Origin of the sequence: Bacillus sp. Marseille-Q3570, assembly GCF_946151055.1 — a bacterium.
Classification (GTDB): domain Bacteria; phylum Bacillota; class Bacilli; order Bacillales; family Fictibacillaceae; genus Pseudalkalibacillus.
Map to the genome: position 1 here is coordinate 554,052 of NZ_CAMGYZ010000001.1, position 22,389 is coordinate 576,440.

26 protein-coding genes are annotated in these 22,389 nt (G+C 40.3%); 5 read left to right on the plus strand and 21 right to left on the minus strand.

Annotation, left to right across the window (positions count from 1 at the left end; all coding sequences use genetic code 11):
• Positions 1-464: 464 nt before the first annotated feature.
• On the minus strand, positions 465-1,847 hold the full coding sequence (locus N8M93_RS02875; protein WP_261129587.1) for an L-cystine transporter: 1,383 nt from the start codon (positions 1,845-1,847) through the stop codon (positions 465-467).
• A gap of 292 nt (positions 1,848-2,139) precedes the next feature.
• On the opposite strand from N8M93_RS02875, the gene N8M93_RS02880 reads away from it, so the two are divergent.
• On the plus strand, positions 2,140-3,810 hold the full coding sequence (locus N8M93_RS02880) for a M4 family metallopeptidase (RefSeq protein ID WP_261129588.1): 1,671 nt from the start codon (positions 2,140-2,142) through the stop codon (positions 3,808-3,810).
• Positions 3,811-4,087: 277 nt separating this feature from the next.
• Here the strand turns inward: N8M93_RS02880 and N8M93_RS02885 are convergent, their stop codons facing one another.
• The 11 genes from N8M93_RS02885 to N8M93_RS02935 all read right to left on the minus strand — a co-directional run bounded on the left by N8M93_RS02885 (position 4,088) and on the right by N8M93_RS02935 (position 12,057).
• Positions 4,088-4,363 carry a YciI family protein gene (locus N8M93_RS02885; protein ID WP_261129589.1) on the minus strand — a complete coding sequence of 92 codons (276 nt, stop codon included), beginning with the start codon at positions 4,361-4,363 and terminating at the stop codon, positions 4,088-4,090.
• A 51-nt stretch (positions 4,364-4,414) separates the two neighbouring features.
• The gene (locus tag N8M93_RS02890; protein WP_261129590.1) at positions 4,415-5,710 is read right to left on the minus strand and encodes an Nramp family divalent metal transporter; all 1,296 of its coding nucleotides are present in this window, start codon (positions 5,708-5,710) and stop codon (positions 4,415-4,417) included.
• A 276-nt stretch (positions 5,711-5,986) separates the two neighbouring features.
• A complete protein-coding gene (locus N8M93_RS02895) occupies positions 5,987-6,136 on the minus strand; it encodes a hypothetical protein (RefSeq protein ID WP_261129591.1) in 150 nt (49 codons plus the stop codon).
• 111 nt (positions 6,137-6,247) lie between these two features.
• Positions 6,248-6,397 (minus strand): YrzI family small protein, encoded by a 150-nt coding sequence (locus tag N8M93_RS02900; protein WP_261129592.1) that lies wholly within the window; start codon positions 6,395-6,397, stop codon positions 6,248-6,250.
• A 414-nt stretch (positions 6,398-6,811) separates the two neighbouring features.
• Positions 6,812-7,465 carry a GNAT family N-acetyltransferase gene (locus N8M93_RS02905; protein ID WP_261129593.1) on the minus strand — a complete coding sequence of 218 codons (654 nt, stop codon included), beginning with the start codon at positions 7,463-7,465 and terminating at the stop codon, positions 6,812-6,814.
• Between the two features lie 262 nt (positions 7,466-7,727).
• The gene (locus tag N8M93_RS02910; RefSeq protein ID WP_261129594.1) at positions 7,728-7,964 is read right to left on the minus strand and encodes a YrhC family protein; all 237 of its coding nucleotides are present in this window, start codon (positions 7,962-7,964) and stop codon (positions 7,728-7,730) included.
• A 202-nt stretch (positions 7,965-8,166) separates the two neighbouring features.
• Positions 8,167-9,303, minus strand: coding sequence for a bifunctional cystathionine gamma-lyase/homocysteine desulfhydrase (locus N8M93_RS02915; protein ID WP_261129595.1), 1,137 nt, complete (start codon positions 9,301-9,303; stop codon positions 8,167-8,169).
• Positions 9,304-10,227 (minus strand): PLP-dependent cysteine synthase family protein, encoded by a 924-nt coding sequence (locus tag N8M93_RS02920; protein WP_261129596.1) that lies wholly within the window; start codon positions 10,225-10,227, stop codon positions 9,304-9,306.
• Between the two features lie 5 nt (positions 10,228-10,232).
• Entirely contained in the window at positions 10,233-10,703 is a 471-nt protein-coding gene (locus tag N8M93_RS02925) for an S-ribosylhomocysteine lyase (protein WP_261129597.1), read from the minus strand.
• Positions 10,696-11,400 carry a 5'-methylthioadenosine/S-adenosylhomocysteine nucleosidase gene (gene mtnN / locus N8M93_RS02930; RefSeq protein WP_261129598.1) on the minus strand — a complete coding sequence of 235 codons (705 nt, stop codon included), beginning with the start codon at positions 11,398-11,400 and terminating at the stop codon, positions 10,696-10,698. The genes N8M93_RS02925 and mtnN overlap by 8 nt, the downstream gene beginning before the upstream one ends.
• A 12-nt stretch (positions 11,401-11,412) precedes the next feature.
• Positions 11,413-12,057, minus strand: coding sequence for a class I SAM-dependent methyltransferase (locus tag N8M93_RS02935; RefSeq protein WP_261129599.1), 645 nt, complete (start codon positions 12,055-12,057; stop codon positions 11,413-11,415).
• A gap of 241 nt (positions 12,058-12,298) precedes the next feature.
• Here N8M93_RS02935 and N8M93_RS02940 point away from each other — a divergent pair, with 241 nt between their 5' ends.
• The 3 genes from N8M93_RS02940 to N8M93_RS02950 all read left to right on the plus strand — a co-directional run bounded on the left by N8M93_RS02940 (position 12,299) and on the right by N8M93_RS02950 (position 14,151).
• Positions 12,299-12,508 (plus strand): YrzA family protein, encoded by a 210-nt coding sequence (locus N8M93_RS02940; protein ID WP_261129600.1) that lies wholly within the window; start codon positions 12,299-12,301, stop codon positions 12,506-12,508.
• 155 nt (positions 12,509-12,663) lie between these two features.
• A complete protein-coding gene (locus N8M93_RS02945) occupies positions 12,664-13,509 on the plus strand; it encodes a DUF4097 domain-containing protein (protein ID WP_261129601.1) in 846 nt (281 codons plus the stop codon).
• A gap of 39 nt (positions 13,510-13,548) precedes the next feature.
• On the plus strand, positions 13,549-14,151 hold the full coding sequence (locus tag N8M93_RS02950) for a DUF3995 domain-containing protein (RefSeq protein ID WP_261129602.1): 603 nt from the start codon (positions 13,549-13,551) through the stop codon (positions 14,149-14,151).
• A gap of 100 nt (positions 14,152-14,251) precedes the next feature.
• On the opposite strand, the gene N8M93_RS02955 is transcribed toward N8M93_RS02950, so the two are convergent.
• Positions 14,252-14,953: a DUF1510 family protein gene (locus N8M93_RS02955; protein WP_261129603.1), complete on the minus strand. Its 702-nt coding sequence runs from the start codon at positions 14,951-14,953 to the stop codon at positions 14,252-14,254.
• Positions 14,954-15,145: 192 nt separating this feature from the next.
• On the opposite strand from N8M93_RS02955, the gene N8M93_RS02960 reads away from it, so the two are divergent.
• Positions 15,146-15,382, plus strand: a complete 237-nt coding sequence (locus tag N8M93_RS02960; protein ID WP_221566106.1) for a KTSC domain-containing protein — start codon at positions 15,146-15,148, stop codon at positions 15,380-15,382.
• Between the two features lie 11 nt (positions 15,383-15,393).
• Here the strand turns inward: N8M93_RS02960 and N8M93_RS02965 are convergent, their stop codons facing one another.
• The 8 genes from N8M93_RS02965 to N8M93_RS03000 form a co-directional block, all read right to left on the minus strand.
• The gene (locus N8M93_RS02965; protein WP_261129605.1) at positions 15,394-17,160 is read right to left on the minus strand and encodes a penicillin-binding protein 2; all 1,767 of its coding nucleotides are present in this window, start codon (positions 17,158-17,160) and stop codon (positions 15,394-15,396) included.
• A 446-nt stretch (positions 17,161-17,606) separates the two neighbouring features.
• A complete protein-coding gene (gene greA / locus N8M93_RS02970) occupies positions 17,607-18,083 on the minus strand; it encodes a transcription elongation factor GreA (RefSeq protein ID WP_261129607.1) in 477 nt (158 codons plus the stop codon).
• 155 nt (positions 18,084-18,238) lie between these two features.
• The gene (gene udk / locus N8M93_RS02975; RefSeq protein ID WP_261129608.1) at positions 18,239-18,880 is read right to left on the minus strand and encodes a uridine kinase; all 642 of its coding nucleotides are present in this window, start codon (positions 18,878-18,880) and stop codon (positions 18,239-18,241) included.
• A 13-nt stretch (positions 18,881-18,893) separates the two neighbouring features.
• The gene (locus N8M93_RS02980) at positions 18,894-19,553 is read right to left on the minus strand and encodes an O-methyltransferase (RefSeq protein ID WP_261129609.1); all 660 of its coding nucleotides are present in this window, start codon (positions 19,551-19,553) and stop codon (positions 18,894-18,896) included.
• Positions 19,554-19,637: 84 nt separating this feature from the next.
• Positions 19,638-20,777 (minus strand): endolytic transglycosylase MltG, encoded by a 1,140-nt coding sequence (gene mltG / locus N8M93_RS02985; protein WP_261129610.1) that lies wholly within the window; start codon positions 20,775-20,777, stop codon positions 19,638-19,640.
• Between the two features lie 577 nt (positions 20,778-21,354).
• Complete coding sequence (locus N8M93_RS02990; protein WP_261129611.1) at positions 21,355-21,642, minus strand: DUF1292 domain-containing protein; 288 nt, start codon at positions 21,640-21,642, stop codon at positions 21,355-21,357.
• A 15-nt stretch (positions 21,643-21,657) separates the two neighbouring features.
• Positions 21,658-22,077, minus strand: coding sequence for a Holliday junction resolvase RuvX (ruvX, locus tag N8M93_RS02995; protein WP_261129612.1), 420 nt, complete (start codon positions 22,075-22,077; stop codon positions 21,658-21,660).
• A 9-nt stretch (positions 22,078-22,086) separates the two neighbouring features.
• Entirely contained in the window at positions 22,087-22,359 is a 273-nt protein-coding gene (locus tag N8M93_RS03000; protein ID WP_261129613.1) for an IreB family regulatory phosphoprotein, read from the minus strand.
• Positions 22,360-22,389: the final 30 nt, after the last annotated feature.

The following is a 22,389-nucleotide window of genomic DNA, read 5'->3' on the forward strand; positions in this document are numbered from 1 at the left end:
TAAATAAGCGATCCGGAAAAATACCAAAAACACCTGTAATGCTGATACCTGTAGAAGCAAGAATATTCATATTATTTTCAGCAGATTATATAGCTGCTTTAAATGAAATTGCTGTTAACTTAATTTTCTAATCAAGCATACTACTTTCGTATTATTTACTTTTTCCTTTAATACTATTATGCTTTAAAGCAACACATTATTTAATTCACTTTTTCGCCAGGTAGTGATCCCCCTTATCACTGCCTCTTTTTATTTTTTATGGTTAAACGACAGTACGACAACGACCCACGTCTAAACGTGTATACAAACATTTTTATTATATTAAAAATCTTCCTTGTTCAAACTTAAGACCTTATCTGGTGTAATCCAAATAAGGTCTTTTAGATAATGATCAACTTAATCTTTTAAGGAAATCAGAAGAAATGTATCACTCATACACGAATGGTACTTGACACCACTTTAATTTACACTTCTACAACATTTTTCTGCTGATACACTTCGTTTTCGAATTCTCCTGTGGCTTTGCTTGTCAGGATTCCAGATGTCATTGCTCCACTGACGTTTACCGCTGTACGGCCCATGTCAATTAGAGGTTCAACTGAGATTAGCAGCCCGACGATCGCAATCGGAAGATCCATGACCGATAGTACGATGAGAGCTGCAAAGGTTGCTCCTCCCCCGACACCTGCAACGCCAAATGAACTGATTGCCACTACTAAAATCAGAGAGATGATGAATGATGGACTGAGAGGGTCAATACCCACGGCTGGGGCTACCATGACGGCTAACATTGCCGGATAAACACCAGCACATCCATTCTGTCCTATTGAAAGTCCAAAGGAACCTGCAAAGTTTGCAATCCCATCCGAAACACCAAAATCCTTTGTTTGTGACTTGATTGTCATCGGCAGTGTTCCAGCACTTGTACGTGACGTAAAGGCAAACGTTAAAGTCGGCAACCCTTTTTTCACATAATTCACAGGGTTTAGTTTTGCGAATGATAACAACAGTAAATGCATGATAAACACCAAAATCAATGCCACATAAGAAGCCACAACAAACGTGCCTAATTGCATGATCGCATCATAATTACTTGTAGCAGCAACTTTTGCAATGATCGCCAGGATACCATATGGTGTCAGACGGAGAATCAACGTTACCACTCTCATGATGACACTGTATAGACTGTCGATGATCTTCGCAAAAAATTCAGCATGCTCCGGATCTTTACGTTTTACTCCAAGGTAGCCAAGCCCGACAATTGCAGCAAAAAATACGACTGCGATTGTAGAGGTTGCTCGGGCACCTGTTAAGTCTAGAAATGGATTGCTTGGAATCAACTCAAGGATTTGTTGAGGAAGCGTCATATTTTCTACAGTTCCGACCCGTCCCTGTAATTGCTCATTCCGAGCGTTCTCTGCTTCACCAGCAGTCAACTCTACGCCATCGAGACCAAATCCTAATGCGGAACCAATTCCAATTGCTGCCGAAATAGCAGTCGTCCCAAGAAGTAATCCAATGACAAGGAAACTGATTTTCCCGATATTCTTAGTCAATTTCAATTTCGTAAACGCTCCGACAATTGAAATGAAGATCAGCGGCATTACAATCATCTGCAGAAGTTTTACATAACCGCTGCCGACAATGCTGAACCAGTCAATTGATCCAACTGTAACTTCATGCCCAGTTCCATAGATTACGTGAATGATATAACCGAAAATAATTCCTAGACCTAATCCTGTGAATACGCGTTTCGAAAATGAGACCTGCTTCTTTTGCATGAAGAACAAACCAAACATAAGCAATAATAAAACCGCGATGTTCACGAAGATAAGAAATGTATTCATCGTTTTCCTCCTTTTTGGTTATTAATCTATTTTACGAAATTTTTAAACGTGTATTCCTAACCTGCCTGTCCTTTCATGTAATAACAAACGTTTGAGATTCTCATATTTTCATATAGTTTTCTCGACGATATGACACTTTGTGCATTCAGAAATTTTGTTCTTTTGCGGGACATTTTTCCTATAATGGGATAATTAATTAGGGAAATTTTGCTAATTTTCCAATAATTTGTAGAGTTGTTTCTTTTTTTAATTTATAATTTAATCCATCCAATTTATTTAGGAGGTCGAAATATTGAAAAAAAAGATTATTGTTCCTGTTGCCCTGTCTTCAGCATTATTGTTGGGTTCTATCCAAATGAACAGTGTGTTTGCGAAGTATGATGATTCGAGTTTGGTAAGTAGTGTACAAGCTCAAAAGGAATGGAATGAAAAGGCTAATGTTCCTGTCTTCGTGAAGGAGCGGTTTGCAGAGAAATTCTCAGCCAGCAACTCTTCCAATGCATTAAATTATCTCAAGAAAAATGAAGGTAAAACCGGAATCAATAGCCCGGATAAAAATTTGAAGGTAAAAAATGTCCAAAAAGACGAATTGGGCATGACTCACGTTCGTTTTAACCAGACGAAAAATGGAGTTCCAATAGAAGGGTATGAAATCATTGTTCATTTTAATAAGGATAATGAAGTGGTAGCCGTAAACGGAAGGGTTAATCAGACTGTTGTCGATGATGCAGTGGATACGACACCTTCTGTTAGTGAAGAAGAGGCCCTTCAAGTTGCTCAATCCTCTATAGATGCTCCTGAAGAGTTTACATACGAACCGACTGTTGATCTTGTTGTATATCCTTTCGAAGGGGAAAATTTCACAGCTTATAAAGCGAATATCAACTTCATGGGAGACAAGCCTGGTAACTGGTTTGTGTATGTGGATGCAAATACTGGGAAAGTCATCGATCAGTATAATGGCTTGATGCATGCTGATGAAATGAAAACTCAAAAGGGATTCGGATTAGGAGTCCACGGCGATCACAGAGAATTACACATTTCCCAACAAAGAGAAGAGAAATCCGGGACTCAGTTTGCATTAGCGGATTACTCTCATGCAAATCTCGGAGGTATTGTTACCTATGATGCAAAAAATGACTGGAGTTCCAGTAATGATAAACTCTTTAGTGGGAATGATGCTGCCTTCATCGACGATTATGATCGAGCTGCCGTTGATGCACATTATAATTCCGAAGAGGTATATAAGTATTACCTGAATGAGCATGACCGCAATTCCCTTGATGGTGAAGGAATGTCAATCATCTCTAAAGTTCACTTTGGCAACAATTATAACAACGCATTTTGGAATGGAGCTTATATGACATATGGAGATGGTGACGGTGAATTCTTTATTTCACTTTCAGCTGGTCTTGATGTTGCAGCTCACGAAATGACTCATGGTGTCATCTCTCATTCGGCAAATTTGCAGTACCGTTTTCAATCCGGCGCACTGAACGAATCGTTTGCTGACATCTTTGGTGCACTCGTCGATGATAGTGATTGGGAAATCGGTGAGGATATTATGGCGCCGGCTGCTATAGCTGATGGTGAAACGAGATTGCGCAGCTTAAGTGATCCGAACAGTGTTGTAGTCAGCAATGAGCAAAGAGCGGCGTATGGAAGCGGAGTCTATCCGGCCCATATGGATGAGTATTATGACATGCCACGTTCTGTTGATAATGGTGGTGTTCATGTTAACTCCTCTATTACGAACCATGCCGCATACTTGATCGGTCAAGAAATTGGCAGGGAAAAACTAGGAAAAATATTCTATCGTGCACTGACCGTTTATTTAACACCAACTTCTCAATTTAGCGACGCACGTACAGCCGTCGTTCAATCGGCAACAGATATTTATGGTGAGGATAGTGATGAAGAGGCAGCAGTTCAATCTGGATTTGATGCGGTGGGGATTTACTAAAAGGTTAAAAGAACAATTGGATGGAACATAACTATATTTTAGCAAGCCTTTCCGAGACTTTCTCATGGTGACAGCACAACAGCATTTCGTAAGCGCCCTCCCATAACAGAACTACACTTTTCATTCTTTGCAAAAAAGATAAGAAGGAGGCCAGCAGCTCCTTCTTATCTTTATACACATCCTTATTCTTATTAAGCGTGTAAATGCAGCTTCCATATTTTTCAGTCAGGTGATTATGGTTTTGCATTCTTTCCAATTACAAAAGTCTTTCATACCATTATTCATGATTAAAAGGACTATCCATTTCCCATTCATGCATCTCTAATTCTCTTGCTCCTTTGAGAACATATGGATCATTTTCTGCTATCTTCATCACTTCTTCCAGTGATGGAGCCATGTATATAACCAACCCACCTGTTCCATCTGAAAAACGCCCTTTTGCAAAAATCCTCCCTTTCTTCATTTGTTCTTCAAGATACTCCAAATGTTGTGGACGATATTGAGCACTTTTTTCCTGATCTTTCATCGGTAAGACTGCAGCTAGATATTTCATTGTTCCTCCTCATAATCATACCAGAAGATTTTTTATTGGGACTGGTGAAATTTATCCAAAGAACATGTTATAAAGCTCACTTCCGCCTAAGTAAACATACAATAAAATAATCAGTCCAAAAATGGTATTACCAACTTTACTATTTTGATAGATATGGTTAACTTGTTTCGAATTTAACAAATACAGTAGAACGGCAGCAAGGACAGGCATAAAAATCGATCCCAGTACTCCATACATAAGCACAATGGCTACTGGTTGGTCAAATAACAGCAACAACATTGGCGGGAATGTAATCCATATAAGATAAGCGCGGTATGCGGGATCTTTTTCTGTAATCGAATCATTTGTGAGTGAGGATTTCTTTCCTTTTTTTCTTAATACCCTTATAAAATCTGCAAATAAATATGATATACCATGCCAGGGACCAAGAATGGAGGTGAAAACAGCTCCCCATACACCTATTAATAAGGCCCAGCGTGCAACACTTCCAAACCTCTCCTCATAAGAGTCTGCAAGGCCTACAAGACCCTCATTCCCATTAATCGTTGTCCCTGATCCAAACAATAATTCTGCAGCAATGATCATCATGGCTATGGCGAACAACCCTGTAATCGTATATGCAACTGTTGAATCAATTTTCATAGTAGGTACCCATTGTTTGCCTCTCCACCCTTTAGCATTAAGCCAATATGAGTAACTTGTAATAGTAATAGAGCCACCTACCCCGCCTAAAATCCCTAAAATTTGAAAAAATGATCCTTCTGGTATTGAAGGAGCTATACTATAGTCAACACTGCCGGAATTAGCGATAATAATAATCGCAGATCCGATGATTGTAATGAACATGATTCCGATCAACACCATCATGAAACGTTCTAATAACCGGTACCTTCCAAACCATACCAATAGGAAACCAGCTACACCTGAACTAATGGCCCAAAGTGAAAAAGGTGTACCAGGAAACATAGCCGTCATGATTAGCGCAAATGTACCTGTTATTGCAGCTCCGTATATGATTCCAAATATTATGGTATAGATTCCTAAATAAGTGGTTGCCCACCATCCTAATGAGTGCCATCCTTCTAAAATCGTTTTTCCTGAAGCTAAATACCAACGCCCGATTCCTTCTGTCAGGAAGAATTTAATCAAGGCCCCAGCAATGATAACCCATAATAACGTCAAACCGAAATTAGCGCCTGCAATCGTTGCCATAACAAAATCGCCTGCTCCTACACCAGTAGCAGCAACTACAATACCGGGACCTATCAACTTCAATTTTGATCTGGTGGTGGTTGGTGCAGTCACTGAATACGATTCCTCATAATTCTTTTCGATTTTCTGTTCCATTGCTTCACACTCCTTTTTTAAACACCTACGTTGATTTGTACCTTCACTAATCTGGGAAAGACTGTAACCTTAAGTTTTAAAACACCCTTATTGTTCATAATTTTCTGATAATAATTCATTCGACTTCATTCAACAAATCCCTCTGCTACAAATGTTTTAAAAATAACAGGGAAAGCGTGACTATAGTAATGATTAATTCTGATAAAGAGTACGACTTGTTCGCTCATTCATATTAAAAAAGCAAGCGGTGGCGATCCCCGCTTGCTTTTTTTAGTTCTACATCATATCCATGTATTGTGCTGATTTATCATGGGCAGCATCCATCAAAGACTGGACGCGTGCATTGTGTTCGATCATATGTGTATCAGTCTCATGATTCCGTACTTTTTTAATGATCGTTAAAATGAATAATTGAAATGGCATCATACCGTATCCCTCCTATCCTTGCGAAATTCCTTTCAGGTCGTATCTTTCTCCGTAACTATCCAATCAAGAAAAACCTTGCCTCTTATCATTGTCTTCAACCTCCTTATTTTTTCACATCATGGAAATGTAATAGAATGCTTTCTCACGCATTTGCTCATACAAATCTTCATTATGCTTCTTTTTGTTGATTTCTTCATATGTCATTTCAAATTTCAATGTTTTTTGTACGATCGTCAATAAAAATAAATGGATCGGCATCATAGCGGATTCCCTCCTTTCTATGATTTACTTCAGGGTCACACCCCACTTGAGCCAATAATTTCTTTCTACTTTTTCATACAACATTCCATTCAGCCTCCTTTCATTTACTCCATTAAAAAACACCACAGGAATAACTCCCTGTGGCGCAATGACATTTAGACATTCTTCTCCCGTCTAAAGGCATAGAAAAGCCACAGGCAGTCGTCGACCTGTGGCGTCATTAACGTGTTTGAGTAACGGTTAAATTACGCTTGTTTCACCGGTCGAACGATTTGACTATTCAATTGAGCTACTATTCCAGTTACGTATAAAATCATTTTGCTCGACCTCCTTTGGTAATTTTTAACCTGCAGAGTAAATTATATCCACTTCGTTATAAAAAGTAAACCTCTTTTTTAAAATTTATTTGATTTATTAAAAAAATGGGTTTTTCCACTGCATCAACACCCCATAATTCCCCGATTCAGGATCGTCCAAATAATTTGGCATAAGCTTTACAGGTGTACGACCAGCTTTCATCAAAAACGATACGACAGGGTCTTCGGATTCGCCCCGGATGACCCGATCTAAATAATCTTGTGGATCCATTTGATCTTTCACTTTATCAAAACCAGGCATACGACTTCCTCCAAGTACGGATTCAAGCTTTAATTCAACAACAAGATGATAGAGTGATTGCATGAGTAATTTTCCTAAACCTGTTTTCCGATACCTGGGGCGGACACTGATATCGACAACATATAATGCATTTCCTTCAGGGTCGTGTGTACCGATGGATCCGTTATCAGTGATTTCTTCCCAGGTATGATCTTCTCCGTGATTATTTACGATCAGTGTCGTGATCGAACCAGCTAGCTCACGGTCCACTTCTGCACAAATCGCGCCTTGTGGAAAAAGTCGAACATGGTTTTCGAGCTGCTCCTTCGTCCACCAAAGATCAGAAGGGAACGGTGGTGGAAAGCATTCCTTTTGAATCTCTATTAGCTCTTCGAAGTCAGAATCAGTGTAATTACGGATTGTCGTCTTAAAAGGATTGTCATTCTGGAAAAGATACTGAGTGAAAAACATAGCCGGATGCGTCTCCTTTTTACGTATTTACCTCTTTAGTTTAGCTTTTCAAGTATGAAATCCTGCTATTTTAATGATTTTCATCTTCTTTTCGGCGTTCGCATTACGAAAAAACCGCCGGCAGTGCCAATAACTACAAAAATTCAGGATTTTGTTCAAAAATTTGAAATAAACGACAAAAATGAAGCCATTAACGACAAAAAGGTCTCCTAAAACTACAAAAACAACAAAAAAGAAAGGACTGTCGCAGTCCTTTCCGTATCTATGATTCTTCTTTAAGTTGTTTTTTCCATAATGAGATTTTCCGATAAAAGAACAATGCGATTGCAATTGAGACATAGCTTGTACTCAACAGCACGAGTTGATCTGCTGTTTCTTTCCCATCAAACGGGACGATACTCCCGATATACAGAAATGCACTCAACGATAGGAGTACAAAGCTGAAACGTTTGAAATCTGCAATTTTATCTTTGGTGTCTTTGACCATTTCCTTTGACAATACTCCCACCCCTTTACTGGTATCATCGTAACATGATTCAGATAGTAGAGTAAGAGATTATCTGACAATTCCTGAAGTTACCAGACATGGCTTTCGGCACTAGCTTGGTCTATTGCTACTTATAAAGGCAAAAAGCCCGCCGGCATAGATTCCCTTTGCCGTTAGCGGACCCTTCTCTTTCAACTGAACTGTATTAAAGCGCTCAGCTTTCCAACGCTTGTTCAAGGTCTTCAATCAAGTCTTCTGCGTCTTCAATTCCAACTGATATCCGTAACAACCCATCGGTGATTCCTAGTTCATCACGTCGGTCTTTCGGAATGGAAGCATGTGTCATACGTGCAGGAGCAGAAATCAAGCTCTCAACCGCTCCAAGACTTTCCGCAAGTGTGAAGAACCTCGTTTTGCTCAAGACCTGATCAGCTCTTTCCTGGCTTCCAACATCAAACGAGATCATACCACCGAAACCGCCTGCCTGGCGCTTCGACAGCTCATGACCTGGGTGTGATTCCAATCCAGGATAAAAGATTTTTTCCACAGCAGGGTGCTTCTCAAGGAATTCCGCAATTTTCTTCGTATTGCTCTCAGTCGCTTCCATTCGGAGGCCAAGTGTTTTGATCCCTCGAATCAACAGCCATGAATCCTGTGGTCCGAGTACTGCTCCAGCTGAGTTTTGGATGAAGTGCAGTTCATCAGCTAATTCTTTTGAATTAACTACAGCTAGACCTGCGACTACATCACTATGTCCTCCGATATATTTCGTAGCACTGTGCAAAACGATATCTGCTCCATGATTGATTGGTACCTGCCAATATGGAGTGTTGAATGTATTATCGACAATCAGTAACAGGTCATGCTTTTTCGCAATCTTAGAAGCTCCTGCGATATCGGTCACTTTCAACAGGGGATTTGTAGGCGTTTCAACATATACAGCTTTCGTATTGTCTTTTATCACCGCTTCAATATTTTCAAGGTTGCTCGTGTCTACGAATGTCGATTCCAAACCTAGTCGGTTCAACACCTTCGAAACTAGACGATATGTCCCTCCATAGACGTCATCGGTAAAAACAACATGGTCTCCAGTATTGAACATCATCATGATCGAATTAATGGCGGCCATTCCTGAACCGAATGCGAATCCAGCTTCCCCTTCTTCTAAATCCTTGATCAATTCTTCTAGTGCAAAACGTGTCGGATTTCCTGTACGAGAATACTCGTATCCTTTGAAGTTACCGACACTTTCCTGTTTATACGTACTTACCTGATAAATCGGAGTAGAAACGGCACCTGTATGCTCGTCACCGAAAATACCAGCATGGATCATTTTCGTTTTCGGCTTCATTTATATGCCTCCCTGGTAGATCTTTTTACTTAAGTAACGCTCACTGCTGTCTGGAAAGACCGTGACGATATGGCTGCCGGGCTTTGCTTGTTGAGCTTCGATCAATGCTGCATGTAAAACTGCTCCTGATGAACTGCCGACAAGTAGTCCTTCCTTCAAGGCTAATTCTTTCACCCGGTTAAAAGCATCCACATCTTCAATTGTATGGATTGCATCGAAATAACCTGTATCCATATACTCCGGGAGGAATTCCATGCCGATTCCTTCAGACTTGTGTGGCCCCGGCTCTCCTCCGTTCAAGATCGATCCTTCTGGTTCAACAATGACCGTTTTGATGTCTTTGCGTTGTTCTTTCAAATAGCGGGCAGTGCCCATGAAAGTACCACCAGTTCCTGCTCCAGCTAAGAATACGTCGACGTTTCCATCAAGCGCTTCCCAGATCTCAGGTCCCAGTGTTTTATAATACGTATTCGGATTTACGGGATTTGCAAATTGAGCAGGATAATAGGCATTCTCGATTTCTTTCTCAAGCTCCTTCGCCTTTTCTATAGCACCACGCATCCCCTTTTCATTTTCGGTATTGACAATCTTTGCACCTAACGCCCGCATCAATTCCTGTTTTTCAACACTGAACTTTTCAGGAACGACGAAGACCACTTCGATTCCCTTGTTCACCGCCGCTAAGGCAAGGCCGATACCAGTATTTCCGGCAGTAGGCTCGATCACCGTCCCGCCAGCCTTGAGTTTTCCGTTGATGAAAGCTTCCTCAAGTAGTTCTTTTCCAAGTCGATCTTTGATGCTTCCACCTGGATTGTAAAACTCAAGTTTAGCGAAAAGCCGTACACCATTGGGAAGATCAAAGTTGGCGATCTCCACCAGTGGTGTATGACCAATCAGCTCTTGAACGTTTTTAAAATACCTCATGCATGTTATTCCTCTCCAAATACATCTTTCCATTCGCTTCGTTTTTCAAGCATTTCCGTGGCGATTACCTTCGCACCCTCAAGGCTGTGGTTGGCAGCCCAGCCGCATTGCACTTCATTACAAGCTGGAACTTCATCTGCATTGAGGACATCGTTCAACGTCTTCTCCAGAACGTCCATGATTTCCTCTTGATCCGAATGATTCAATACAGAAAGGTAGAACCCAGTCTGACAACCCATCGGTCCGATATCAATGACGCGATCATGATGGTTACGGATATTTTCCGCCATCAAATGTTCAAGGGAATGAAGTCCTGGCATATCCATATGTGCTTTGTTCGGTTGTTTGAAACGGATATCATACTTTGAAATCTCGTCGCCATGTTGACCTTTCGTAACCCCTACGAGACGGACATACGGTGCACGAACTTTCGTATGATCGAGATTGAAACTTTCCACATTCATTTTTTTAGCCATGTTTCTTCAGCTCCTTTACCATTTTCAGAATTAAATCTGCGGAATTTTTCGCCGCTACTTTCAAAAATTGATCGAATGACATCGGTGCATCTTTACCCGCGATATCCGATAAAGAACGAATCACGACAAACGGGATTTTGAATTGATGACAAACCTGGGCGATTGCCGCAGCCTCCATTTCGGCTGCAAATAATTCAGGGAACTTTCCACGGATGTCTTTTACCCGTGATGCATCGTTCATGAATGAATCACCCGATGCAATCAACCCTTTGACGATCTGCATGTCAGTGACGTCCTTTGCACTTTCTTCTGCAATTTCCACCAGCAATGGATCAGGCATATAAAAAGCAGGCAATTGCGGTACTTGACCGTACTCATAACCGAAAGCCGTAACGTCTACGTCATGGTGTCGTATTTCCGTTGAAATGACCACGTCCCCCACATTCAAGTCAGGATTGAATCCCCCTGCAGAGCCCGTGTTGATCACATAATCAGGTTTATATAATTGATTCAATAACGTTGTTGCAATCGCTGCGTTCACTTTACCGATCCCTGATTTCAGCAAAATGACATCTTGATCGTATAGTTTCCCTGTATAGAAGATACACCCTGCGATCGTTTCTGTTTTACAATCCTCAATCAATTCTTGCATTAAAATGACTTCTTCGTCCATTGCTCCAATAATAGCGACTTTCATATTCACATTCCTTTACAAATCTTTTTTTACTGCATGAATCAACCACACATACCTATTCAGTCGTTCAAAGCTAACTTCAAAGCCATTATTTTGAAAAATTTCTGATAGAACACCGATTGTAGTGTAGTATTCCGTCTGTAGATCATGAAGCAAGTTTTTGTAACCCTGGCTCTTTACTCGATCATGAATTTCTTTTCTCGCTTCTTCATGTTCAAACACAGTATCTGCAAATACAATTTTACCATTGTTACCAAGAAGGTTTCCATAATTACGAATAGCATGTGCTTTTTCATCGTCTGTCAAATGATGGAACGCATACGTACTTACAATGGTGTCAATGTTTTCTTCGGGCTCAGGAAAAGATAGAAAATCACCATCGACGACTTTTAAGTCTGGAAATCGTTCTAACGTTTTCTCCCGCATGACAGGTGACGGCTCTACCCCCACCACATCCAATTTGTTAGTGATCAAGACGTTCGTCAAATTACCCGTTCCTACACCGAACTCAAGAACGGTCCCAGAAGATTTGCTAGCGACTCGTTCAAGGATTTCTTCATATTGTTCAAAAACCTCATGATATTCATTATCTTTACTTGAAACAGTCTCATCATAAGATTCTGCCCATTGGTTAAAGAGATCGATAAACTCTCTACCCACCCTGTCCACACTCCTAAATTTTAAAATTTATTATTCCTATCAATATAGTATGATTTAATTTTAATATGGATACAACATATCATAATCGAGAGAATCTGGCAATATTGCAAACCGGGTAAAACCGCGAGTTGGCAGGTTTCGTCTATCCATGTGCAGTCCCTTCATGGTAAAATCTTATTCAGCATAGGAGGATTTGGATAAAATCCCCTGTAAACAAAGTGAATTTTAGGAGTGTGAAAGAATGAAGCTTCATCTTGATTTTATTGAGGATAAAATAGAGTTTTTCGAAGCAGGTGATCTTTCAAAACTAGAAGCGGCAGTTCAAGAAAAAGTGGAACAAAACCAGGCCTTATTACTTCGGGTCCATCATGTTTCTCACCAGGTGAACATCGACCCCTCCAATGGAAAACATATCTATTCAGCAGTCGTACATTTCAAATACAAAGGATGAATGAGACAAAGGAGTCGTTTTAGCAGAACGGCTCCTTTTTTCTACGTCTCAAGCCTTAATTTTAAATCATGCTTGAGTGCGTTGTTCCAATTCTGAAAGTATCCTAATCTGAATACAACGAAGTAAATAAAGTAAAGCGAAAGTGGGTAACCATTATGAAAATGTTTTTTGCAATATTAATCATTCTGATCGGGGGATATCTCCTCTTTTCTGAAGCGAAACCAACCTGGTCTTTATTTGGAAATAGCAAGGATCTTTCTGAAGGGGTAAAAGATGCAGATCGGATCAACATTGATGTATCCGGTATGAATACGGAGATCATTCCTGAAAAACGAAACGATCTGAGAATAGAGTTGAATGGTAAAGGCGATGTAGATCTCAATCGCCGCGGTGATGACATCCATGTAAAAGCGAGAAAAGGGTGGTTCAGCTGGTTTGGATTCGATCGAACCAAGCTGACCATACACATCCCTGAGGATTACGATCAAGAACTTGAACTGCAAAATGGATCAGGTAATTTAACTTTTTATGGTCCATCAGACCAAATGAAATTGACATCCTTAAAGGTCGATATTAATTCTGGAAACCTCAAGCTGAAAAATATTCATGCAAGGAAGTTCACCCATGATGCATCATCAGGGAATGTAGATGTAAATAATCTGAAAACAGACGAAGGAACATTCAATATCAGTTCCGGGAATGTAAAAATCATGAATTATACGGGGGCATTGGCTGCCGATTTATCTTCAGGTAAATTAGACGTTCAGATGGATGAACTGACTGGAGACATTGATGTTGAGATAAGTTCCGGATCAGCCGAATTAGACCTACCAACAGATGCTGGATTCAAGTTAAAAGGAAAAGTGGGCAGCGGACATATCGATTGTGATTTCCCATTGGAAAATGAAACTTCTGATCGGAAAAGGATAGAAGGGACTCATGGATCTGGAGATCACCATATAGCCCTCTCCGTATCCAGTGGGCATCTTAAAATTCATTAAAGGTGTGTTCTAATAGTTTGTTGGGTTAGGAGGGTTTTAATGAACGAAAGTAAAGCAGACATCCTTAATTCGATTCATCCGCAGCCACAACATCGACATTATTTAGTTTTTACGGGATATGCAGTATTCATTTGGTCGATAGCTTATATGCTGCCTCACCTTTATTGGGCTTTAGGGGGCACAATCGGTTTGTCCTTACTGAAGGAATCTGTAGCAGAAGCAGCTTTTTGGGAAAGGATAAACTGGATAGCATCAGGATTCCTGACAGCTGCCGGATGCGTAGGAATTGCGTTCATCTATATTAGGAAACAAAAAGTCGTTAGCTGGTTACTGCTCGGAATAGCCTTATTTGGATGTTCGATAGCGACTTCCCATGGCATTTATGGGATCTTCTATCGGATATTTCAAATGACAGGTGTAGTCGAGTTGGAATCTGTACCATTCAATATAAATGAGCATTCTTTTGTATTATGGGATCTTTTGTTATTCGAGCCATGGTTTATGATTGAGGGAATATTATTTGGCTTCCTTGGGTGGTTTTACATGAACAAGCCACGAAACAGACGGATCTGGATAATTCTCTGTACAGTCGGCATCATCATCGGTTTAGTTTCAGGAGTGTCAGGTGTTCGGTTTGCATAACGAAAATGGAGCAATATCTTTTATACCCCGAAATGAATGATGGAAAAAATGACCCGAAAGGATTCAATCATCCTTCGGGTCATTTTCATTCTCTCATTTCTTATTGATTAGCTGCACCTGGAACACGTTCGACAGATGTTGGCTTCCAACCTTCACCATCTACCCATTCAAGCATGACGACATAAGGGTTATCTTTATTTTCGGCTTTACTAACAATACCTTTAGCTGTAGTTGCAGATCCGCCGTTTCCGATCCACCAGTACTCGATCTCATCAGGTGATAGTCCTGTTGCATATTGTAGTGCTTTTTCTTTTTCCTTCCAATCTGTGGTACCTTTATCGAAGCTTGATTGATGTGAGCCTTCCTGTACCGTACCGACTGGTTCCCATTCTCCATCAGGTCCAGCAGTTTCATCAGAATGGGTTTTATATCCTTCACTGTCTTCACTGCTTCCCTCAGATGCCTCTTCTTCCTCTTTCTTTACAGATGTATCATCTTCTTCCTTAGACTCGCTGTCCGTGTTGTTTTCATTTTCCTTATTTTCTTCTTCGGCAGCTTGCTCATTTGAAGAATCACTATTGCTCGATTCATCTGTGTTCTCATCGGTATCAGGTACAGATGCTGTATTATCTTGATTCTGTTGTTTTTCAGTTGCGGATTCATCGTCACCTAAAAGCATACTTGCTCCTACGGCAAGGATCCCAATGAAGACAACACCGATCAATATATTCAATATAAGTGTTTGCTTTTTACTTTTTTGTGTGCGTTGATATCTCGAGTTTGTTGAAAAATCATCTCTCATGGTCTCCCCTCCAATTCTACATATTATTCTACCACTCTACATTGTTTCGATGAAGGATTATTTTTTGTACCGTACAAGAAAATATTGTATAATCAATAGTGTGAATATTTGTAATTTTTAAACTAGTTTTGTCGTTAAAAAGGATTTTCTCTATACTATGGCTAATAGTATGGATAAGGAGGGGTGATATGTATGCAGTTTACAACTTTTCATTCAGAAGAATGGAATCTGAAAACGTTTCATACAATTGGCTATCAAAAAGACACGCAAACGTTACATGTCTGTTTACATGATGGTTCGACTCTAGAAGTGTTCGATGTTTCTGAACAGAGGCTCTTTGAATTCATCCTGGCGCCTTACAAAGAACAGCACCTTCAGGACCACTTGCTCCCCAACCACGAAGTGAAAGTCGTACAACCCAAAGCATAACATACACTCGCTCAGTCTGGTTGTTGTTGTGTTTCATACAACTGTTGAACAATCTGCGCAAATGTTTTGTTTGTAGCAGTTTCTGTTTCTGCTGCATCCAGGTCAACAACGACCAGCGCGTATTTTGGATCATAAGCAGGAAAGTAGCCCGCAAACCATTTATTGTACACTTTCTGACCCTTTTCTCCTTTTTCAGCGGTACCTGATTTTCCTGCCACAGCCCAGGGCAATTGACTGAAAGAACTATGTCCAGTCCCATTTGGATCAGAGACAACTCCCTTCAATAATTTCTGGAGCTCTTTGATCGAATAGCGAGATAAAGTATCACCAGGTATTTCTTTTTCCTTGAAATCTGCAAGTGTCGTTCCGTTCTTATATAAAACAGAATGGGCTGCGCGCACTTGTTTTTTTGTGCCGCCTCTTGCAATCGTGGCCATCATATTAGCCACCGAAAGTGGGGATACACGTACATTCAACTGACCAATTGCCGTTTGGGCAATTGCACGAGAAACATTTTTATCCTGTTCATCATTCCATATCGTGTTCGGGTGTTCCCCTGGATAGTGCTCGAAATCCTCAAAATGAAACACATCTCCTGTCCATCCTGAAAATGCAGTAAGTCCTAATTTTGCAGCATATTCATCAGTGATCTCTTTATCATTTTCCATCATTTCGTTAAGTAAAGTCGCAAAGGTATTGTTACAACTCTGATAAAAGCTTTCTTTAAAAGTTAAATTGCCTAAATCACGTTGCTCCTGCCCCTCATTATACGTGTTTCTACTGCAATCAAACACGCGATCAGGGTCAGTCGAGAGATGATCTTCTTCGATAGCAGCTGCCGCTGTGACAATTTTAAAAACAGAACCGGGGAAATGTGTCTCTAACATTTTATTGGCTGTACCTTCAGCTAAAGGATTGGAATGTGGAGGCAATGGACGGCTGGCCATCGCAAGTACATCACTTGAATTCACATCCAATAGGACCGCACCACCCATTGTGATCTTGAATTGATCTATTGCGTCCTCTACGATGCGTTGAGCTTTTGGATCCAATGTTGTCCGTAGTGTCACAGGATAGAACGGGTTAGATGGTGCTGTATATTTGACATCAAATCCGAAAAGCGGCTTTCCGGACTGTTCAACATGATAAATAAGTTTCGATTCTCCTTCTGAAATCAAAAAAGGATCGAAAGCTGCCTGTATCCCATTGATCCCTGTTTTGGTTGATATGCTTATCAGACCTTTGTCAATACGTTCAGGGTATTTTTCGCGTAACACCCCAGGGTTTTCACCTACGGAACCTATGAAATGTGTTGCAAAGGTGTTTTCTTCATTTATTGAGAGCATTTGGCCGAATGCACCCTGAATCATCAGATCATTTACATGTTCAACTGTGTCACGTGTGATGTATTCATTTTTGATTACAAGAGGATCTTTCCTGCCCTCTAATTTACTCTTCAATTCAAACGTCGAATGGCTCACCATAGGAGATAATTTTTCAAGTGCTTCTTCATCTTCTTTTAAAAACGGAAAAAGGATGACAGAAGGTTCATGCACTTCCGCTAAGAGTTCACCATAGCGATCCTGCATCTTCCCTCTCCCATCATCTAAAGCGATCGAGTGTATTCGTTGTTTGACACTTTCTTCAACTAAATTTACCTGGTGTTTTGAAAACGATCTTGTATCGACCAATTGGATATGCGCTAGTCTGCCGATCAACACGCTCAATACGATACTGAATATGATTAACATATAATAAAGCCGTTTCGGATTATTCATGTGAGCCCCACCTCATCAACATTCTCGCCCGAAACAGCTTATTTAAAACAATACTTTCGTGTTTATTTATTGTTGATTATTACAAAATCCTTATCCATTCAGATGGGATTCTCACCATTTATTCAATTGGATACGAGAACGCAATGGCCTGCAAAACTTGAACCTTTTCAAACGATGTTAAAACTGAAATAATTATCGCATCATAGTTGGTATTTATTCATAAAAATTCAGAGGAAGACCGTAATTAAGAGAAACCATTGGTCACCTTATATGTAATTCTGGGCTACCTAGCCTAAATAAAACTTGGCCAAGCCAATCCTTTAGCGCAGGCTGAGCCTTAGTTGCTCTTATACTGAAAAAAGTATCTATACTTTCTTCATGCGTAAAAAAGGACTGTCCTCCGAGTGAGACACTCTTCTTCTAGGACAGTCCTTTCATCCATCTATTCAGCCTACTTCTACGATGCGTACGTTCATTTCCCCACCTGGTGTCTGGACAGCAACTTCATCACCGACGGTACGGCCCATCAGGCTTTTAGCCATAGGTGAGTCATTTGAAATCTTACCTTCGAACGGATCTGCTTCAGCGCTACCGACAATTGTATAGGATTCCTCATCTCCATCTGGTAATTCGATGAATTTCACTGATTTACCGATGGACACAACATGTGGATTCTGATCCTGCTCTTCGATGATTTCTGCATTACGGATCATCTTTTCAAGCTGTTGGATACGTGCTTCTACAAATGCCTGTTCATCTTTCGCAGCATCGTACTCAGAGTTCTCAGATAGATCTCCGAAACTTCTAGCAACCTTGATACGTTCAACGACTTCTTTACGTTTTTCCGTTTTCAAGTATTCCAATTCGTTTTCGAGTTTCTGTTTACCCTCTTCAGTCATATAGTGTTTCTTTTCTTCTGCCATTATCCTTCACTCCTCTAAAACCTTCTCGTTACCGACTAGTATATGCATTGGAACTAAAGACGTATTAATAAAAAAATGTAAGCGTACCCATTGTACACTACTTGAAATATAAGACATTCATCTCATATTGAAAACAGAGGTGATCGTACCCCCTGTTATGATTTCAATATTTCTTTAGTTTCTAAGATTGTATTGATTTTCGTCACCATCAGGTCGATTGCCACTCGGTTTTGGCCACCTTCAGGGATAATGATATCAGCATATCGTTTCGTCGGCTCAATAAATTGATTATGCATCGGACGCACGACTGTAGTGTATTGATCGATCACGGAGTCGATTGAACGGCCACGTTCGTTGATATCACGAAGGAGACGTCTTATGATCCTGACGTCTGCATCAGTATCAACGAATAATTTGATATCCATCAGATCACGCAATCGTTCGTCCTCTAAAATAAGAATACCTTCTAATATGATAACATCTTTTGGTTCAATTGGAATTATTTTATCACTTCTTGTGTGTGCTGTATAGTCATAAACCGGTTTTTCAATGCCCTCTTTGTTTCTGAGCTTTTCGATATGTTCAATCAACAAATCATTATCGAATGCGAGAGGATGATCATAGTTCGTTTCTAATCTCTCATCCATCGATTTTTCGGATTGGTCCTTATAGTATGCATCCTGTTCAAGAATTAAAATCGATTGATCGGCAAACTGCCTGAAGATTTCTTTCGCTACTGTCGTTTTTCCGGATCCTGAACCTCCGGCAACACCAATTACAACTGGTTTCTTACCCATGCTTCCTTCCCCTTTATTCCTTTACTTTATCTTTCAAAATACTAATAGCCATTCCGTCACCAACAGGAAGTATCGTTGTATCGAACCTGGTTTGTCTGATCAAAAATTCATTGTAATTCCGAATTTTATCCGTCAGCTTCCGAAATCTCCTTGTTTCGATTTCTTCGTTCCCTTTTGCTACGAATCCTCTGAACAAGACATTATCACTTACAATAACTCCGCCTGGTAAGAGCATGTTTTCAAATTCCTGAAAGAAACGCTGGTACTGCCCTTTTGCAGCATCTATGAAAATGAAGTCATAAGGTCCTTCTTCTTCAATCTGTGAAATTTTCTCTAGCGCATCCCCTTCAATTACGTGAATTGAATTTTGTAGTTCAAGTTTCGAAATATTGGTAATTGCTTGATTATAACGCTCTGAATCGCGCTCGATGGATACAACACGACTTTCTGGAGCGGCTTGTACCATCCGGATTGCGGAATAACCAATTGCAGTTCCGATTTCCAAAATACGCTTCGGTTTATGGAGACGAATAAGTTGTAACAGAGCTTCCATTCCTATCAGATCCATAATCGGGACATTTTCGACCCGCGCATCTTCTTCCATCTGTAAAATTTCTTGCTGCCTATCTGGGATCAATCCTTCAATATAATATTTCAACTCATCTGAAATCATGTGGAAGCCTCCTCTTAACCCGGTCTATTTTAACATAAGAAAAGAGGGAATGCGAGTCTCCCTCATCCCCTCTTGTTTCCAATATTATTCTTTGTCTTTATTTGCAAGGTCACGCCACTCTTGGATGTATTTTTCCTTGATCTTATTATGCTCATCCAATGTTTTCGCATATAGGACTTCCCCGTTCGGACGTGCGAAGAAATAATAATTCTCGTTCGGCTCAGGATTTACAGCAGCATCGATGGCTGATTCCCCGGGAGCGGAAATCGGTCCGATCGGTAAACCGGACTCATGGTAGGTATTATACGGTGATTCGATTTCCGTGTCCTTATACGTTACTGTAATTTTCGACTGTTGCTGGGCGTAGGTGACCGTCACATCTGATTGGAGAGGCATCCCTTTTTGAAGACGATTATAAAATACACCAGAAACTTTGAATCGGTCTTCCTTTTCTTTCGCCTCTTCTTCGATGATGGAAGCTAATGTGAGGATCTCATGAGTCGAATAGCTCGATTCTTGTAATCCTGCTTCATATTTCTTCACCACTGTACTCATCTTTTTAACCATGGATTCAATGATGGATTCCAAACTCGGATCTTTCACGTAAAATTCATAAGTCGCTGGAAAAAGATAACCTTCGAGCGGCCAGATCACTTTTTCATCCAAGATTTTTTCATCCAGTAGCGGATATTGTGCCATCAATGATTCAATGAACTTCTTATCTTTCATTTTTCCCTGGACTTCTTCTTCTGTGTAATCCGTTTGTTCTGCAATTTTGGATACTACCTCATTGATGCGGAGTCCTTCTGGAATACGGACGGTCATTTCCGCTTCTTTATATACTTTACCGTCTTTCAGAGAATGGATGATGTCTTTCATCTCCATAGATCGGGTTAGTTCATAGTTTCCTGCTTGGAAATCATCTTCATTTTTATATTTGACATAGTACTTGAATACAAGTGCGCTTTTAATGACACCGCTTTCTTCTAATTTTTTCGCTATTGTACTGGTTGATGTGCCAATTGGTATTTCCACTTCTATCGGTTCTTTATTGGAAGTATCAACAGGCTCGAATGCACCTTTAATATATACGTAGCCACCGATTCCAAGGCCTACGATCGAAAAAACCAGGAGTGTAAGTACGGTAAAAACGACTCGTCTTACAATCTTTGCTTCCTGATTACGGCGCATGATCGTTTCTTGATCTAGATTTGGTTGAAGCACCGAAATATCCCCCCTCTAATACATCTGTTCCATTATACTATAATTCAGTATTGATTCGGCCTAAATTCGTCAATTTTTTTAGATTTTGTCAAAATCAGGATATGAATTGCTGTTAAGTTCTATTTTTGTAAAAGAAGGGCTATTATATTGAAAAGTTGATTTCGTCAGCTATTCACCTCCTCCCTTAAAGAGAGCCTTATCACTCGTTCCTCACTGTCTTGGCTGGATGGCATTTCCTGTTGGAATTTTGCAAATATCGCTTCAATCAAAGTGAGCAAAAATAAAAACTTGGCAAGTCTAGCCTTGGCCAGCTTCTTTCATTAAATCTGCTAAGGTCGCCACGCTAACGGACACAGGAGACCTTATTCTGAGCAAAATAAGGCAATTTCACAATTTAGCGGACATGAGAGACGTTATTTTGCCAAACGAGTATGTTTTTTCAGCTCATTCAGGTAAATAAGGGCTCTGGTGTCCGTTAGATGTTTGTCTCAATTTTCATCTCAAATCGCAACCTGATTTTTTGTCACAAAAAAAAAGACTGACCACACATTTGTGATCAGTCCTTCATCATCTTTGTTTAGAGTTCTTCTGATTCTTGGAAAGTGTTCAACATTTCTTCGACCATATCCCATTCTTGATCTGTTTCAATTGGGAAAAGTTCGATATCATCCTCTTTTTCGCCTTTATCTTCGTAACGGAAAGCGAACACTTCAACATCTTCTTCATCTTCTCCATTTTCAACAGGAACAAGGACCATGTACGAACGTTCAGTTGCATCTACATCGAACGTAAATAGTACTTCAAATAAATGTTCCTCACCATTTTCATCAGGGATGATGATCCGCTCTTTTTCTTCCTCAGTCATTTTAGCACCTCTTTTTTAGTTGGCGGCTGGGCTGTCTAGATAGCTCTGTAAGATGAGCACAGCTGCCATTTTGTCAATGACCCCTTTGCGCTTCTTGCGACTGACATCAGCTTCAATGAGCATACGTTCTGCCGCGGCCGTGGTCAAGCGTTCATCCCACAGCACAGTGGATATTTTTAATGTGTCCTCAATATGCTTTGCAAATTCTTGACACATTTCTCCACTAGGGCCGATTGTTCCATTCATATTTTTCGGTAGACCGACCACGATTGTGTCAACTTCATGCTTATCAATCAGTTGCTTCAAATACTGCATTTCCTGGTCGATATCTCCCTTACGTCGGTATGTTTCAATCCCTTGTGCCGTCCATCCTAACGCATCGCTAAGTGCAATACCAATTGTTTTTGTACCGACGTCTAACCCTAATTTTCGCATATGCAGAAATTATCTCTCACTTTCCTGATGCTGTACTAAATACGATTTTACGAGTTCCTCAATCAATTCATCGCGTTCAAGCTTGCGGATCTTGCTTCTAGCATCATTATGACGAGGAATATAAGCTGGATCGCCAGACAGGAGGTACCCTACGATCTGGTTGATTGGATTGTATCCTTTCTCTTGCAAAGACTCGTATACTGACAACAATACACTCTTGACGTTGGCATCCATCGAGTCGTCTTGAAAATTGAACTTCACCGTCTTGTCAAATGAGCTCATCTTGACACCTCTCTTTAGCGTTAGATTGGG